Origin of the sequence: Polaromonas sp. (assembly GCF_049790275.1) — a bacterium.
In the GTDB taxonomy this organism is placed as follows: Bacteria; Pseudomonadota; Gammaproteobacteria; order Burkholderiales; family Burkholderiaceae_C; genus Polaromonas.
In genome coordinates this window covers 1-15138 of sequence record NZ_JBAQYR010000110.1, presented here as the reverse complement: position 1 = coordinate 15138, position 15138 = coordinate 1, and the positions used below count along the sequence as shown (strand labels likewise).

General features: G+C 63.2%; 12 protein-coding genes. 5 read left to right on the top strand and 7 right to left on the bottom strand.

Annotation, left to right across the window (positions count from 1 at the left end; all coding sequences use genetic code 11):
• Nucleotides 1–14: 14 nt before the first annotated feature.
• From WA904_RS14435 to WA904_RS14425, 3 genes are all read left to right on the top strand, one after another.
• Nucleotides 15–680, top strand: a complete 666-nt coding sequence (locus WA904_RS14435) for a PspA/IM30 family protein (protein ID WP_425197817.1) — start codon at nucleotides 15–17, stop codon at nucleotides 678–680.
• Nucleotides 681–690: 10 nt separating this feature from the next.
• On the top strand, nucleotides 691–1311 hold the full coding sequence (locus tag WA904_RS14430) for a YqiJ family protein (RefSeq protein WP_425197816.1): 621 nt from the start codon (nucleotides 691–693) through the stop codon (nucleotides 1309–1311).
• A gap of 88 nt (nucleotides 1312–1399) precedes the next feature.
• Complete coding sequence (locus tag WA904_RS14425) at nucleotides 1400–3127, top strand: flotillin family protein (protein WP_425197845.1); 1728 nt, start codon at nucleotides 1400–1402, stop codon at nucleotides 3125–3127.
• A gap of 343 nt (nucleotides 3128–3470) precedes the next feature.
• Here the strand turns inward: WA904_RS14425 and WA904_RS14420 are convergent, their stop codons facing one another.
• The 5 genes from WA904_RS14420 to WA904_RS14400 form a co-directional block, all read right to left on the bottom strand.
• Complete coding sequence (locus WA904_RS14420; RefSeq protein WP_425197815.1) at nucleotides 3471–4646, bottom strand: FAD-dependent monooxygenase; 1176 nt, start codon at nucleotides 4644–4646, stop codon at nucleotides 3471–3473.
• Nucleotides 4647–4739: 93 nt separating this feature from the next.
• Entirely contained in the window at nucleotides 4740–7601 is a 2862-nt protein-coding gene (locus WA904_RS14415) for an aconitate hydratase (RefSeq protein WP_425197814.1), read from the bottom strand.
• A gap of 85 nt (nucleotides 7602–7686) precedes the next feature.
• Nucleotides 7687–8886 carry a phosphoglycerate dehydrogenase gene (locus WA904_RS14410; RefSeq protein ID WP_425197813.1) on the bottom strand — a complete coding sequence of 400 codons (1200 nt, stop codon included), beginning with the start codon at nucleotides 8884–8886 and terminating at the stop codon, nucleotides 7687–7689.
• Nucleotides 8879–9961 carry a 3-phosphoserine/phosphohydroxythreonine transaminase gene (gene serC / locus WA904_RS14405; protein WP_425197812.1) on the bottom strand — a complete coding sequence of 361 codons (1083 nt, stop codon included), beginning with the start codon at nucleotides 9959–9961 and terminating at the stop codon, nucleotides 8879–8881. Before serC ends, WA904_RS14410 begins: the two co-directional genes overlap by 8 nt.
• 99 nt (nucleotides 9962–10060) lie before the next feature.
• Nucleotides 10061–10486, bottom strand: coding sequence for a hypothetical protein (locus WA904_RS14400; RefSeq protein WP_425197811.1), 426 nt, complete (start codon nucleotides 10484–10486; stop codon nucleotides 10061–10063).
• 158 nt (nucleotides 10487–10644) lie between these two features.
• Between WA904_RS14400 and WA904_RS14395 the strand changes: the two genes are divergently transcribed.
• Together WA904_RS14395 and WA904_RS14390 are read left to right on the top strand one after the other, a co-directional pair.
• Nucleotides 10645–11478 (top strand): helix-turn-helix domain-containing protein, encoded by an 834-nt coding sequence (locus tag WA904_RS14395; RefSeq protein WP_425197810.1) that lies wholly within the window; start codon nucleotides 10645–10647, stop codon nucleotides 11476–11478.
• Nucleotides 11479–11524: 46 nt separating this feature from the next.
• Nucleotides 11525–13741 carry a molybdopterin-dependent oxidoreductase gene (locus WA904_RS14390; RefSeq protein ID WP_425197809.1) on the top strand — a complete coding sequence of 739 codons (2217 nt, stop codon included), beginning with the start codon at nucleotides 11525–11527 and terminating at the stop codon, nucleotides 13739–13741.
• Between the two features lie 95 nt (nucleotides 13742–13836).
• On the opposite strand, the gene WA904_RS14385 is transcribed toward WA904_RS14390, so the two are convergent.
• On the bottom strand, nucleotides 13837–14634 hold the full coding sequence (locus WA904_RS14385; protein ID WP_425197808.1) for an SDR family NAD(P)-dependent oxidoreductase: 798 nt from the start codon (nucleotides 14632–14634) through the stop codon (nucleotides 13837–13839).
• A 14-nt stretch (nucleotides 14635–14648) separates the two neighbouring features.
• Nucleotides 14649–15011, bottom strand: a complete 363-nt coding sequence (locus WA904_RS14380) for a DUF1428 domain-containing protein (protein ID WP_425197807.1) — start codon at nucleotides 15009–15011, stop codon at nucleotides 14649–14651.
• Between the last annotated feature and the right edge of the window lie 127 nt (nucleotides 15012–15138).

Below are 15138 nucleotides of genomic sequence, written 5' to 3'. Positions count from 1 at the left end.
AAAGGGAGGTTTTTATGGCCGATAACTTACGTACCCGGGTTACCCGTGTGATCGCGGGCGGCGCGCATGCACTGCTCGACAAGATAGAAGATGCAGCGCCCGTCGCATTGCTCGAGCAGTCAGTGCGCGAAGTCGAGCAGGTAACCGACGAGGTCAGGGCCGAACTCGGGCGCATCGTTGCCAACCGGCATCTTGCCCAGCAGCAGCATCTGCAACTCAACAAGGAGCACGATGCCTTGTCGGTCTCTGTGACTACCGCGATTGCCGAAAATCGGGAAGACTTGGCCAAACAGGCGATAGCCCGCCAACTCGACATCGAAGCCCAATTACCAATTCTGGAAACCAGCCTCAGCGAAATGAGCCAGCAGGACAAGGAGCTGTCCGGTTTCGTCGACGCGCTGATGGGCAAAAAACGCGAGATGGAGAAAACCATCCAGGACTTCGAGGCATCACGCCGCCTCACCGAAACCAGCAATCTGCGCAAGAACCCCGCCGCCACTGCCGAGGCCAGAATGAACTCCGCCCAGTCGGCGTTTGACCGTACCTTCCGGCGCCAGACCGGCTTGAACGGCGCAGGCAGCGGTGGGCTGGAGCAGGCCGCCAAACTCAACGAACTGAACCAGCTGGTGCGGGACAACAAGATCAACGAGCGCCTGGCCCAGCTCAAGGCGAGCCATTGAGGCCGCCGCGATGATTATCTTCACCGCACCGGAAACCTGGCCCTTCGGTGCCGCGCTGGCCGTGATGGTCGGCTTAAGCATTGTGGAGGGGGCTGGGCTGATGCTGGCGCACAGTCCCTCGCACATCCTCGAAAGCCTGCTGCCTGATGTGCCGGACGGCGTTGAAGGCGCGCTGGGCTGGTTGCATGTCGGCAAGGTGCCTTTGCTTGTGCTGCTGATACTGTTTCTGGCGGGCTTCACCGTCTCGGGCTACGTGATCCAGTCGGTCGCCCACGGCTTGGCCGGTTCGCTGCTTCCTGCGTGGCTGGCTTGCATACCGGCTTTCCTGGCAGGCATCTCGACGGTCAACGGCGTGGGCGGACTGCTGGCCAAGATTGTTCCGGGCGATGAAACCAGTGCTGTCAGCGAACAGACCTTGATAGGCCGAGCCGGCGTCATCATCAGTGGCCATGCGCGTGCAGGCGTAGCCGCCGAGGCTAAAGTTCGCGATGCCAATGGCCGGGCGCACTACGTGATGGTTGAGCCTGATATCGCGGATCAGACGCTGGACGAAGGGACGGCCATCGTGCTGGTGCGCAAAACCGGTGCCCGCTTCAATTGCATACGCAACCCGCATCCTGAGCTTTTGTGAAACCAGTCAAAGAACTGGCATCGAATGACAAACCCGGCCCTGGTGGCCGGCCAAAAACAACAACCGGAGGAAGTAGATCGTGATTGACATGCTTATCAACATAGCGGTTCCCGCAGCGCTGGTATTTTTCTCATTGCTGCTGATCGGTATCATCTTCGCGCGGCTTTACCACCGCGCCACCAAGGAAACCGCTTTTGTGCGCACCGGCCTCGGCGGCCAAAAAGTAATCATGGACGGAGGCGCCATCGTGCTGCCAATCTTCCATGAAACCATTCCCGTGAACATGAACACGCTCAAGCTCGAAGTCTCGCGACGCGAAGAGCAGAGCCTGATCGCGCTGGACCGCATGCGTGTGGATGTGGCCGCGGCCTTCTTCGTGCGTGTCAAGCAGACCGCGGAATCTGTCAGCACGGCGGCCCAGACCCTGGGGCGCAAAACCATGGAGCCGGCGGCTCTCAAGGTTCTGGTGGAAGACAAATTCGTCGACGCCTTGCGCGCTACCGCGGCGACCATGTCGATGCGCGAGTTGCAGGACAAGCGCCGGGAATTTGTCCAGGCCGTACAAAACGCCGTGGCGGAAGATCTTGAGAAAAACGGTCTGGAGCTGGAATCGGTCTCGCTCACGAGCATGGATCAGACTGCCAAAGAGTTTTTCAATCCCAGCAATGCCTTTGATGCCGAAGGCTTGACCCGGCTGACCGAAGAAACTGAAAGCCGCCGCAAACAACGCAACGATATCGAGCAGGACACCGAGGTCCAGGTCCGCACCAAAAATCTCGAAGCCGAGCGCCTGAAGCTGACCATCTCCAAAGAGCAGGAATTCGCGACCTTGACCCAACAGCAAGAGATTTCCAACGCGAAGGCCGACCAGACTGCCACCATCGCAAAAATCGAAGCAGAGCGCCAGCGCGAAGCCGAAGAAGTGCGCATCAACGCAGACCGCCTTGTCAAGGAACGCCGCATCGAAGCAGATCGGACGGTCAATAACGCAGAAATCGACAAGAATCTTTCTGTCCAGAAAAAGCAGATCGAGGCTGACCGCGAAACCAAGGTCAAGCAGGCGGAGCAACGCCAGTCGATTGAAATCGCGAATCAGGTCGCAGCCATCGCCATCGCTCAAAAATCTCAAGAACAGTCGCAAGCCGATGCGGCGGCCAATACCGCCCGCGCCGAAGCGGTCAAGTCGGAAGAGCTCGTGAACACCGCCCGGGAAGTCGCCATTGCGGAACGTGGCAAATCGATTCAACTGATTGATGCAACGCGTGAGGCTCAGCAACAAGCGATATCCATCACCGTGGCTGCTGAAGCGGAACGCGAAGCCGCAGAAAACCGCGCACTCGCTTTACGAGTTGAAGCGGATGCAAAAAAGGCGGCAGCGCTGGCTGAAGCTGAAGGTATCGCCGCCATCAACGAGGCAAAAAATCGCCTTGGTGCAGCGCAGATTGACCTGGCGGTGCGGATGCAATTGATCCAGTCACTGCCGCTGATCATTCAGCAGTCCGTCAAACCGCTGGAGAAAATTGAATCCATCCGGCTGTTTCAGGTCAATGGCATGCCGACGGGCAACGGTTCCGGCGGCAGCGCGGGAACATCGGGTAACAGTTCCGGCGGCCAGGGGGGAACTCTCCCTGAACAGGTGGTCAATTCAGCCCTCCAGTACCAGGTTGCAAAACCAATTGTCGATGCCATCATGAAAGACGCAGGCTTGAGCAATCCCTCGCTGACAGGCATCGCCGAATCGGTGGCGGCGATGGTGGCTATGCCTCAAGTGCATACACCAGCAGCGGCGGCATCTCGCGCCGAGCCGCAATCCTGAAACGGTTGCGCGTACTAATTTAAAAACATTCAACCGGAGCGTCCCGAAAGGGAGCTCCGGTTTTTCCATGAACGACGCAAAAGAAAGAGCGTGGACCGCCGGGCCGAGACTCGGCTTGCTGGCAAGCCCACCAGGTCGGTTCAGAGAAGGCTTCGACAAGTTCAGCTCGAACGGCTGCGCCCGCTATGAATTAAATAGCTGATCATGCCCGTGGAATAAGGGAAAGAAGCAGATTTCATCAACGAATTTGCACCAGAAGAACCCGAAATTCCCAAAAATTTATAAGAAAAAAGCCTGCAGCCCATATTGCACGGCCGCCACCAGCTACAAATTCAGGAGCAGATCAAGGCCCACCATAAAGCCAAGGCACATCCAGCAAACGCTCCCCCAACATCTTGAGCGACATATCCCGCCCCAACCGCAGCACGCCATCCGCATGAAAGATCTGTCCATTGCGAATGGCACGCGCCTGTACCCGCGCATTGCGCTCCCAGCGGTTCAGCGCGTAGCGGCTGAGCAGGGTGGGCACATCGAAGGCCGGGTCCAGTGCCTGCGCCAGGGCGCAGCCAAGCTCGGCGGCGTCTTCAATGGCCATGCCTGCCCCCTGGGCCAGGTAGGGCCGCATGGGGTGGGCTGCGTCGCCTAGCAACGCGACACGGCCGAGCGCGTGCTGGTACGCACCCTGCATGGGCGGCCGGTCGCACAGTGCCCAGAGCCGCCACGCGGGAATCGCCCGCACCAGGTCCTGCAGCGGCGCACAGCTGCCGGCCAATGCAGCGTGCAGGCCGGCGCCGTCGGTGCCCTGGTCCCAGTTGTCAAGATCATCCCCGGTGCGCCCTTCAACAATGCCCACCACGTTGAGAGACTTGCCGCCGCACACCGGGTACTGCACCACATGCAGCTTGGGTCCCAGCCAGGCCGTGACCTGGCTGGACCGCAGGGCTTCGGGCAAGTCGGCCTGTGGCAGCAAGGCACGGTAGGCCGTGTGGCCGGTGGCACGCGGCGGCCCGTCGCCGAGCAGCCATTGGCGCACCGGGCTCCACAAGCCGTCGGCACCCACCAGCACCTCGCCTTCCACCGGCGGGTCGTCACCACTTTGCACCGTCACGGCTTCAGGGTTCTGGGTGAAACAGTTCAGGGTGTGATTGAGCTTGAGGGAAACGCCTGCCTTCTGCACCGCCGCCAGCAGCAGGCCATGCAGGTCGGCGCGGTGCACCGTGGCGTAGGGCGCGCCATAACGCTGTGTCATCACATCCCCCAGGCGCAGGACGCCAAGGGTTTCGCCGGTGACGGCGCTACGTACTTGGAGGCGATCGGGAAAGGCCGCCACGCCGGCCAACGCGTCGGCCAGGCCCCAGCCATGCAACACCTTGACCACGTTCGGCCCGAGCTGAATGCCGGCGCCGACTTCGCTGAACACCGGTGCGCGCTCGTACAGGCGCACATCCCAGTCGGCCCGCGCGCCAGCCAGCGCCGCCGCCAGCCCGCCAATGCCGCCCCCAGCGATCAATGCCTGCAATTGCTTCCTCCGGGCGTCAAATTGTCGCGCCAGCAGTTGCCTGAGCACCTCACCGCGCGGCCGCGCGGTGATTCAACACAACGCCTTTTGTTCTCATGCAGCTAACAGCTGCCTGAGAACGAAAGGCAGAATGCCGCCGTGCCGGTAATAGTCCACCTCGATGGGCGTGTCGATGCGCAGGATGACTTCCAGCTCCTCGCGTGAGCCGTCTTCACGCGTGACCACCAGCCGGGCCCGGCTTTGCGGCCTGAGCTCGGGGTCGGGCAGCACTTCGACGACTTCCCTGCCGCTCAGGCGCAGGGTCTGCCACGAATCGCCGGGCAGAAACTGCAGTGGCAACACACCCATGCCGACCAGGTTGCTGCGGTGGATGCGCTCGAAACTGCGCGCCACCACCGCCTTGATGCCCAGCAGTTGCGTGCCTTTGGCCGCCCAGTCACGCGAAGAGCCGGTACCGTATTCCTCGCCCGCAAAAATCACCGTCGGCGTGCCTTGCTGCATATACTTCATGGCCGCGTCGTAGATGAACTTTTTCTCGCCAGAGGGCTGGAACAGCGTCACACCGCCTTCTTCACGCGAACCGTCGGCGCCCGCGGGAATCATCAGGTTCTTGATGCGCACATTGGCAAAAGTGCCGCGCATCATCACCTCGTGGTTGCCGCGGCGGGCGCCGTAGCTGTTGAAGTCGGCCTTCTGCACGCCATGGGCCAGCAACCATTCTCCGGCAGGTGAGCTGCCCTTGATGGAGCCCGCCGGCGAGATGTGGTCGGTGGTGATCGAGTCGCCGAACAGCGCCATGATGCGCGCGCCCTTCACCGACACGGCGTCTTTCTGGCCACCCGCTGCTGGGTCCATGGCGAATCCGGCAAAGAATGGCGGCTCCGCAATGTAGGTGCTCTTGGGCCAGGTGTAGGCATTGCCGGTCACGCCCTTGATGTTCTCCCACAGCTTGCCGGGTTCGCTCTTGACCTTGGCGTAGTTCTCGCGGAAGGCCTTGCCGTTCATGGCGAACTTCATCAGCTTGTAGATCTCGTCACTGGTCGGCCAGATGTCGCCGAGGTAGACATCCTTGCCGCCCTTGCCTTTGCCGACCGGCTCGGTCATCAGGTCGCGCATCACGGTGCCGGCAATCGCATAGGCCACCACCAGCGGCGGGCTGGCCAGGAAATTGGCTTTCAGGTTGGGGTGGATGCGCGCCTCGAAGTTGCGGTTGCCCGACAGCACGGCCGCGCACACCAGGTCGCTCTTGTTGATGGCTTCGTTGATCTCGGGTGTCAGGTCGCCTGCATTGCCGATGCAGGTGGTGCAGCCGTAACCGGCCAGGGCAAAGCCGAGCTTCTCGAGGTAGGGCAACAGCCCGGTATTGGTCAGATATTCGGTGACGATGCGCGAGCCGGGTGCCAGCGAGGTCTTGATGTGCGGCTGCACCTTGAGGCCCGCTTCCACCGCTTTTTTGGCCAGCAGGCCGGCCGCCAGCAGCACACTGGGGTTGGAGGTGTTGGTGCAGCTGGTGATCGCCGCGATCAGCACATCGCCGTTGCCGATGCTGATACTGGTGTTTTTGGTTTCGGTCGGTGCTCCATCCGATTTGGCCGCAGCCAGCGTCGGACGATTGCCTTCCATCTCGGCGACCATGCGCGGCGCACCTGCCGGTGTGGGCGGTGCACCCTCCGAGGTGTCGGGCTCGGTCTGTTCGGCGCGCTGCAGAAGATGGCGCGTGGCCAGCATGGCGGCCGGCTGGTTGAAGCCGTTCTCGGCAACCGGCTTGCTGAACAGCGAGGCAAACTGGCTGGCCACCTGGCCCAGTTCGATGCGGTCCTGCGGGCGCTTGGGGCCGGCCAGGCTGGGCGTCACATCGCCAAGGTCAAGCTTGACCACCTGCGAAAAATCGATCTGGCCTGGCAACGGCACACCGAACAGGCCCTGCGCGCGGAAGTAGGCTTCGAAGGCTTCGATCTCCGCCTTGGTGCGGCCGGTGCCAGTGAAGTAGTCGATGGTTTTTTCGTCCACCGGAAAAAAGCCCATGGTGGCGCCGTATTCGGGTGCCATGTTGGCAATCGTCGCACGATCTGGCAGCGCCAGCGTGCGGGTGCCTTCGCCGAAAAACTCGACAAACTTGCCGACCACTTTTTCCTTGCGCAGAGTCTCGGTGACGCGCAGCACCAGGTCGGTTGCGGTCACGCCTTCGCGCAGGCGGCCGGTCAGCTCGAAACCAACCACGTCGGGTGTCAGCATGTACACCGGCTGGCCCAGCATGGCGGCCTCGGCTTCGATGCCGCCCACACCCCATCCGACCACACCGATGCCGTTGATCATGGTGGTGTGGCTGTCGGTGCCCACCAGGGTGTCGGGGTAATACACGCCGTCAGCACGTTTGTGCACGCCACGGGCCAGATACTCCAGGTTGACCTGGTGCACGATGCCGAAGCCCGGCGGCACCACGCCAAAGGTGTCAAACGCCTGCATGCCCCACTTCATGAACTGGTAGCGCTCGTTGTTGCGCTGGAATTCCAGCTTCATGTTCAGGTCCAGCGAATTTTTCTTGCCGTAGTGGTCCACCATGATGGAGTGGTCCACCACCAGGTCCACCGGCACCAGCGGTTCGATGGCCTTCGGGTTCTTGCCCAGCTTGATGGCCACGCTGCGCATGGCGGCCAGGTCGGCCAGCAAGGGAACGCCGGTGAAGTCCTGCAGTACCACGCGCGCGACTACAAAAGGGATTTCCTCAGTGCGGTCGGCATTCGGAAGCCAGCTGGCGAGCTGCCGCACATGTTCGGCGCTGACTTTTTTACCGTCGCAGTTGCGCAGCACGGACTCAAGCACGATGCGCATGGACACCGGTAGGCGCGAGATCTTGGGGAATTGTCTGGTCAGCGCGGGCAGGGAGTGAAACTTGCCGGTTTTCCCTGACGCGGTGGTGAAAGTTTTGAGAGTGTTGGCGAACTCGTGGGCCATGGCTAACTCCTGATCTTGTGGTTTTTGCTTATTGTCATCCTACAAGGCTTAACCGCAGTGTCTGTAGGACTTGGCCCAGAACAGATCAGCTGGCGGAATCCGGCAGGTAACGCACTGCAAGCACCCCCTCAATGGCCCGCAAATGGTCCAGCACCGCGTCGCTGACCGGGCTTTCCACATCGACCAGGGTATAGGCCATGTCCCCGCGCGACTTGTTGACCATGTTGTGGATGTTCAGGCCAGCCTGCGCCATGGTGGTGGATATCTGCCCCAGCATGTTGGGCACATTGGCATTGGCAATTGCCACCCGGTAAGCAGATTCGCGCGCCATGACCACCGCCGGAAAGTTGACGGCGTTGACCACATTACCGTGCTCCAGGTAGTCGCGCAGCTGCCCGGCCACCATGACGGCGCAGTTTTCCTCGGCCTCGCGGGTGGATGCACCCAGGTGGGGCAGCGCGACGACACCGGCGTGGTGGTTGAGCGCTGCAGAGGGAAAGTCGCAGACATAAACGGCCAGCCGCTTCGCATCGAGCGCCGCCAGCACGGAGGCCTCGTTGACCACGCCTTCACGCGAAAAATTGAGCAACACTGCACCGGGCCGCATCAGCTTGAGGTTGTCGACGTTGACCATGTCGCGCGTGGCGGCCACCAGTGGCACATGCAGCGTCACGAAGTCCGAATTTTTCAGAACCTCGGCCACACTGGCCGCTTTTTTCACCTGTGCCGGCAGGCTCCAGGCAGCGTCGACCGTGATGTCGGGGTCGTAGCCCAGCACGTTCATGCCGAGCTTGATGGCCGCATCGGCCACCAGGCAACCGACCTTGCCGAGCCCGACAATGCCGAGCGTATGCCCGGCGAGTTCAAACCCGGCGAAGGCTTTCTTGCCTTCTTCCACCGCCTTGTCCATGTCGACCCTGGTGGTGTCCAGGCTGGCGACAAAACGCAGCGCCGACGCGATATTGCGAGCAGCCAGCAACATGCCGGCGAGCACCAGTTCCTTCACCGCATTGGCATTCGCGCCTGGTGCATTGAAAACGGGCACACCGCGCGCGCTCATGGCGGGAACCGGGATGTTGTTGGTACCCGCACCGGCGCGGGCGATGGCCTGCACGCTCGCAGGCACCTCCATGGCATGCATGTCGGCGGAGCGCACCAGCACCGCATCAGGAAGGGCGATGTCTTTGCCGGTGCTGTAGCGCTCGGCCGGCAGGCGCTTCAGGCCGTTGGCCGAGATCTGGTTGAGCAGCAGAATCTCGAAGCGCCGGCCTGCTGCCTCAGCCATGGCTGGCCTCAAACTCCTTCATGTAGGCCACCAGGGCCTGCACGCCTTCCACCGGCATCGCGTTATAGATGGAGGCACGCATGCCGCCTACCGAACGGTGGCCCTTGAGCTGCAGCATGCCGCGCGCCTGCGCGCCCTTGAGGAAGGCTTCGTCCAACGACTCGTCCTTCAGCTTGAAAGGCACGTTCATCAGCGAGCGGTCTTCGCGCGCCACGGGGTTGTTGTAGAAGCTGGTCGAATCAAGGTAGTCGTACAGTACCGCCGCCTTCTTGCGGTTGTGTTCTTCCATGGCTTTCAGGCCACCGAGCGACTTGATGTGTTTGAACACCAGGCCGGCGATGTAGATCGCATAAGTGGGCGGCGTGTTGTACATCGAGTCGTTGTCGGCCTGCTGCTTGTAGTCAAACACAAACGGTGTGTGCGGAATGGCCTGGCCGATCAGGTCCTCGCGCACGATCACCAGCGTCAGGCCCGAGGGGCCGATGTTCTTTTGCGCCCCGGCATAAATCAGGCCGTAGCGGCTGACATCGATGGGACGTGAGAGGATATTGGACGACATGTCGGCCACCAGCGGCACCGCGCCGGTATCGGGCGTCCAATGGTATTCGACACCGCCTATGGTTTCGTTCGAGCAGATGTGCACGTACGCCGCCTCCGGGTCCAGCTTCCAGGTGTCGAACTTCGGCACGCTGGTGAACCCGCTGGCCTCGGCCGTGGCGGCCACATTGACCTTGCAGTAGTTCTTGGCTTCCTTGATGGTTTTTTTCATCCACTCACCCGTGTTGATGAAGTCCGCGCCGGCATGGCCGCGCAGCAGGTTCATCGGGATGAAGGCGTTTTGTCCCAGCCCGCCGCCCTGCAGGAACAGCACCTTGTAGTTGGCCGGAATCGCCAGCAGTTCGCGCAGGTCGGCCTCGGCCTCGGCGTGGATGGAAATGAACTCCTTGCCGCGGTGGCTCATCTCCATGACGGACATGCCGGAACCATGCCAGTCGAGCATTTCGGCGGCTGCCTGGCGCAGCACGGGTTCAGGAAGGGTGGCCGGTCCGGCACTGAAGTTCAAGGCGCGTGTCATGAAAAGGGCTTTCGGAGAGATGATGGAAATCGGCCTGGCACCCCGGGAGGGCCAGACCGCACAGCATACAAGAAAGTCCCGCGCCGGGGCCGGCGCTGTTCACCAGCCGGGCTGCACCGTAGCCTTGCGCAAGCCGACCCACTGCATTTCGGCCAGCAGGCCCACCGCCACCGCCTGCACGGCGATGAACACCTTGCCCGCCAGGGTGGGCGTTACAAAATCCCCCAGCAACAAGGCCAGGCAGCCCAGCACCCAGAGCAGGTTGGCGCCGATCAACAGCCAGACCAGGGGCACGGGCACAAATTGCCGGGTGGCGATGAAGCCGATAGCCGCCACGTAGCCAAATATCGCCCAGCCCGACGCCACCAGCAAGGTTTCCGGCAATCCGAGCAGGCTGGCGAGCAAACCAGTCAGCAGCAGTTGCAGCGCGCCGGTGGCCGCGCCGGTGGCGGCGTCCAGCCAAAGGACGCTGCGCAGGAACTGGGGCGAGGACGTCAGGGAGGAGAAGGAAGCAACAGCAGACATGAAAAACTCCTTGATTAAAAAGGACAGCGGCTTGAGGGAGGTACCGCAGCGGGCTGTCCATCTGCTGCGGTCATGGCGCCATGATTCCCGCGCTGGTGCTTGGCGTCGATAACCTCGCAGGTAATGGCATCCGGCCGTGCCTGCCTTAGGATGGCGCCATGAATGCCAGCCTTCACACCCCAACACGGCCCGCCCGCCCCACCCCGCTGCCTTTTGGCGAACACCTGCGCCACTGGCGCCAGCACCGGCGCCTGAGCCAGCTGGACCTGGCCAGCGAGGCTGACATATCTACCCGGCACCTGAGTTTTGTGGAAACCGGCCGCGCCGTGCCCAGCCGCGAAATGGTGCTGCGCCTGTCCGAACGCCTGGCCATTCCCCTGCGCGAGCGCAACACGCTGCTGGTGGCCGCCGGTTACGCGCCGATGTATCGGGAACGCCCGCTGGACGACCCGGCGCTGGCGTCGGCCCGGCAGGCGGTGGAGCTGATCCTCAAGAGCCACGAACCCTTCCCGGCGCTGGCGCTGGACCGGCACTGGAACCTGCTGGCCGCGAATGCCGCCCTGCCGCACCTGCTGGCCGGCGCGGACCCGGAACTGCTGCAGGGGCCCATCAATGTGCTGCGCCTGAGCCTTCACCCACGCGGCCTGGCCAGCAAGATCGTCAACCTCGCGCAGTGGCGCAACCACCTGTTCGAGAGGCTGCGCCAGCAGATTGCCGCCACGGCCGACCCGGTGCTGGCGGACCTGCTGGCCGAGCTGCAGGCCTACCCCGTGCCCGAAGGGGCCGACGAGACCCACCTCGCTGGCGAACACCTGGGCGTGGTCATGCCCTTCCAGTTCCGCACCGCCCACGGCGTGCTGAGCTTCATCAGCACCGTCACGATTTTTGGCACGGCGGTGGACGTGACGCTGCAGGAGCTGATGCTGGAGACCTTCTTTCCGGCGGACACGCTAACCGGCGAAGTTTTGCGCAAGGTGCTGTCGCCCGCGTGATGGCGCGGCACGCAGGCTTGGCGCACCATGCGGTCAGGAGACAAACATGAGCGAAAGCACCCACCACCGAATCTGCCCGCTGTGCGAGGCCTGTTGCGGCCTGGAACTCAAGGTCCGGGACGGCAAGGTCATCAGCATCCGTGGCCACGACAGCGATGTCTTCAGCGCCGGCTATATCTGCCCCAAAGGCGTGGCGCTGAAAGACCTGCACGAAGACCCGGACCGGCTACGCACGCCGCTGATCAAGCGCAACGGGGAGTTCGTCCCGGCCAGCTGGGACGAAGCCTTTGCAGAGATTGAGCGCCGCTTGCCGCCGATTCTGGCGCAGCATGGCCGCCAAGCCGGCGCCATCAGCGTGGGCAACCCGTCGGCCCACAAGATCGGCCTGCTGCTTTATTTCGCGCGCCTGGCCAAGGCACTGGGTTCGCGCAATGTGTTCTCCGCGTCCACGCTGGACCAGATGCCCAAGCAGCTGTCCAGCGGGTTGATGTTCGGCCACTGGCTCAGCATTGCTGTGCCCGACATCGCGCGCTGCGACTTTTTGCTGGTGCTGGGCGCGAACCCGCTGGCCAGCAACGGCAGCCTGTGGACCGTGCCCGACTTCAAGGGCAAGGCCAAGGCCATGCAGGCACGCGGCGGCAAGCTGGTGGTGATCGATCCGCGCCGCACCGAAACCGCCGCTATGGCCGATGCCCACCACTTCATCCGCCCCGGCGCCGATGTGTTTTTGCTGCTGGGCCTGGTGCACACGCTGTTCGAAGAAAAACTGGTGCGGCTGGGCCGCGTTGCGCCGCTGGTCAATGGCGTGGACGCCGTTGAAGCGGCGGTGAAAGACTTCAGCGCCGAGGTGGTGGCACCGCGCTGCGGCATAGCCGTCGACACCATTCGCGGCCTGGCACGGCAACTCGCCGGCACACCGCGCGCCGCGGTGTATGGCCGCATCGGTACCTGCACGCAGGAATACGGCACGCTGGCGAGCTGGCTGGTGGATGTGCTCAATGTACTGACCGGCCACCTCGACGAACCCGGTGGCGCGATGTTCCCGAAAGCCGCCGCCTTCGCGCACAACACCGCCGGCCAGCCCGGCAGTGGCCGCGGCATCAGCACCGGACGCCACACCAGCCGCGTCAGCGGCGCGCCCGAGGTGTTTGGCGAGCTGCCCATGACCTGCCTGGCCGAAGAAATCGAGACGCCAGGCGCCGGCCAGGTGCGTGCGCTGATCACCGTGGCCAGCAACCCGGTGCTTTCCTCGCCCAACGGCGCGCGGCTGGCGCAGGCGCTTGACAGCCTGGACTTCATGGTCAGCATGGACATCTACGTCAACGAAACCTCGCGCCATGCCGATGTGATCCTGCCCGGCCTGTCGCCGCTGGAGGACATGCATTACGACGTGGCCTTTCCGCAGTTTTCCTGGCGCAACCATGCGCGCTACAGCGCGCCGGTGTTTGCCGCGCCTGAAGACCAGCCCGCAGAATGGGAAACCCTGCTCAAGCTGGCAGCCATCGTGCAGGGCCAGGGCGCACAAACCCCGGCCCGCGAGATCGACGACCGCTACTTTGCCGAAGACGCGAAAAAGCTGTTTGGCGACAAGGCGCAAGCGGTGATCGACGCAACGGAGGGCCTGCGCGGCCCGGACCGTCTGCTGGAAGTCGCGCTGCGCGCCGGCCCTTATGGCGACCAGTTTGGCCGCAAGCCCGACGGCCTGAACCTGGCCAAGGTACGCGCCGCGCCCGATGGCATCGACCTCGGTGAACTGACGCCGCGCATGCCCGAAGTGTTGCGCACGCCCTCAGGCAGGATTGAACTGGCGCCACCCACGCTGCTGCAGGACCTGCAGCGCGCCGCACAAACCATTGCGCAGCGGGTGCCGGCCATGGTGATCGTCGGTCGGCGCGACGTGCGCTCGAACAACAGCTGGATGCACAACCTGCCCATCCTCGCCAAGGGGCCGATGCGTTGCACCGCATTGGTCCACCCCGCCGATGCCAAGCGCCTGGGCCTGGCCGACGGCGCGCTGGCCCGCATCAGCAACCAGGGGCGCAGCATCGAGGCGCAGGTGCAGGTCAGCGAGGAGATGATGCCCGGCGTGGTCAGCCTGCCGCATGGCTGGGGCCACGGCCTGCCCGGCACGCGCATGGCCCTGGCCGCCGAACGGCCCGGTGCCAATCTGAATACGCTGCTCGATGAAAACTGGCGCGACCCGTTGTCAGGCAATGCGGTGCTCAGCGGTGTGCCGGTGGAGCTTCAGGCCATCGCCGCCTGAGCCGGTGCCGCTGGAGAATGTGAATAAAAAGTGCTGTTTGCCCTTGTTTCACGGGCGCAAGCAGCTATCCAATTCATAGCAGATTGAAGACCTCTTCAATCGGCTGACATGCCGCAACTGAGGTTGACCACGGTGCCTGTCATGGCGCCGGCCTGTTCCGACGCCAGGAAAACCGCCGTGTTGGCGATCTCGGTCAGGCGCGGCAGGCGTTTGAGCAGCGTACCTTCGGCGGCGCCGGCCAGCATCTCGTCAATGTCCATGCCCGCGGGCAAAGCCACCTGGCGAAACACATCGCGGCTGTGCGAACCCAGGGTCACGGCCTCGGGAATCGCGTGGGAGCGCATGCAGAGCACGCGCACACCGTCGGCACCCAGCTCGCCGGCCAGGTGGCGCGACAGGGCTTCAACACCCGCACACGCCACGCAATGACCCAGGTAACCCGGCCCCGCCATTTTTGACACCGGGGTGGAAAGCATCAGGATGACGCCCGCACCTTCGTTGACCATGTGCCGCGCCACCGCTTTGGCGGTGATGAAGTTGGTGCGGGTATAGGCCTCCACCGGATAGCTGTAGTCGGCCAGCGAAAGACCGGCCAGCGGAACGCCCTGGACGTGAAACACACCCACGGCGTTGAACGCAATGTCGATGCTGCCCACCTCGGCGGCCACCGCATCGGCGTGCCGGTTCACCGCGTCTTCGTCCAGCGCATCAACCAGCGCAGTTTCCGCCATGCCGCCGGCCGCCACGATGTCGCGCGCCACGGCGTCGAGTTTTTCAAGCGAGCGACCGGCCAGGAAAACGCGGGCACCCGCCCGGGCAAACGCACGCGCAGCGGCACCGCCGACAACACCGCCCCCGCCGTAGACCACGGCCACCTTGCGTCTGAGAATCATTTTTTCTTCGGTGCCTACAGCTCAACCAGGGTCTTGAAGCCGCCGAAGAACATGCGTTTGGCGTCAAAAGGCATGGCTTTCGGATCCATCATGTCGGCCAGGCGCGGATCACTCATGACCTTGGCGTTGATCGCATCGCGCTGCTTGCGCGAGGTGTAGACAATCCATGAAAACACCACCGTTTCATTCGCCTTGAGCTTGACGCTTTGCGGGAAGGAGGTGAGCTTGCCCGGCTTCACGTCGTCGGCCACACACTCGATGTATTCGAGGGCGCCATACTCGCGCCAGATCTTGCCTGCCTTGCGCGAAATACGCCGGTAGGCATCGATTTTGTCCGTGGGGACGGGAACAACAAATCCATCAACGTAACGGCTCATGCGAATCTCCTTGCTTGGGGGTTGAGAAAAGCTGCGGCTACTCGGCGCCCTGCCCGGTAGCCCGCCCGCCTGCGCTGCCCGAATGCGCGGCCGCAGCACCGGGGCGCATCAGCGCCGCGCCCAGCAC

Coding starts and splice junctions, on each gene's coding strand:
- WA904_RS14390 (WP_425197809.1), top strand. CDS start 11,525: ATGAGCGAAAGCACCCACCACCGAATCTGCCCGCTGTGCGAGGCCTGT.
- WA904_RS14415 (WP_425197814.1), bottom strand. CDS start 7,601: ATGGCCCACGAGTTCGCCAACACTCTCAAAACTTTCACCACCGCGTCA.
- WA904_RS14425 (WP_425197845.1), top strand. CDS start 1,400: ATGCTTATCAACATAGCGGTTCCCGCAGCGCTGGTATTTTTCTCATTG.
- WA904_RS14435 (WP_425197817.1), top strand. CDS start 15: ATGGCCGATAACTTACGTACCCGGGTTACCCGTGTGATCGCGGGCGGC.
- WA904_RS14400 (WP_425197811.1), bottom strand. CDS start 10,486: ATGTCTGCTGTTGCTTCCTTCTCCTCCCTGACGTCCTCGCCCCAGTTC.
- serC (WP_425197812.1), bottom strand. CDS start 9,961: ATGACACGCGCCTTGAACTTCAGTGCCGGACCGGCCACCCTTCCTGAA.
- WA904_RS14395 (WP_425197810.1), top strand. CDS start 10,645: ATGAATGCCAGCCTTCACACCCCAACACGGCCCGCCCGCCCCACCCCG.
- WA904_RS14385 (WP_425197808.1), bottom strand. CDS start 14,634: ATGATTCTCAGACGCAAGGTGGCCGTGGTCTACGGCGGGGGCGGTGTT.
- WA904_RS14430 (WP_425197816.1), top strand. CDS start 691: ATGATTATCTTCACCGCACCGGAAACCTGGCCCTTCGGTGCCGCGCTG.
- WA904_RS14410 (WP_425197813.1), bottom strand. CDS start 8,886: ATGGCTGAGGCAGCAGGCCGGCGCTTCGAGATTCTGCTGCTCAACCAG.
- WA904_RS14380 (WP_425197807.1), bottom strand. CDS start 15,011: ATGAGCCGTTACGTTGATGGATTTGTTGTTCCCGTCCCCACGGACAAA.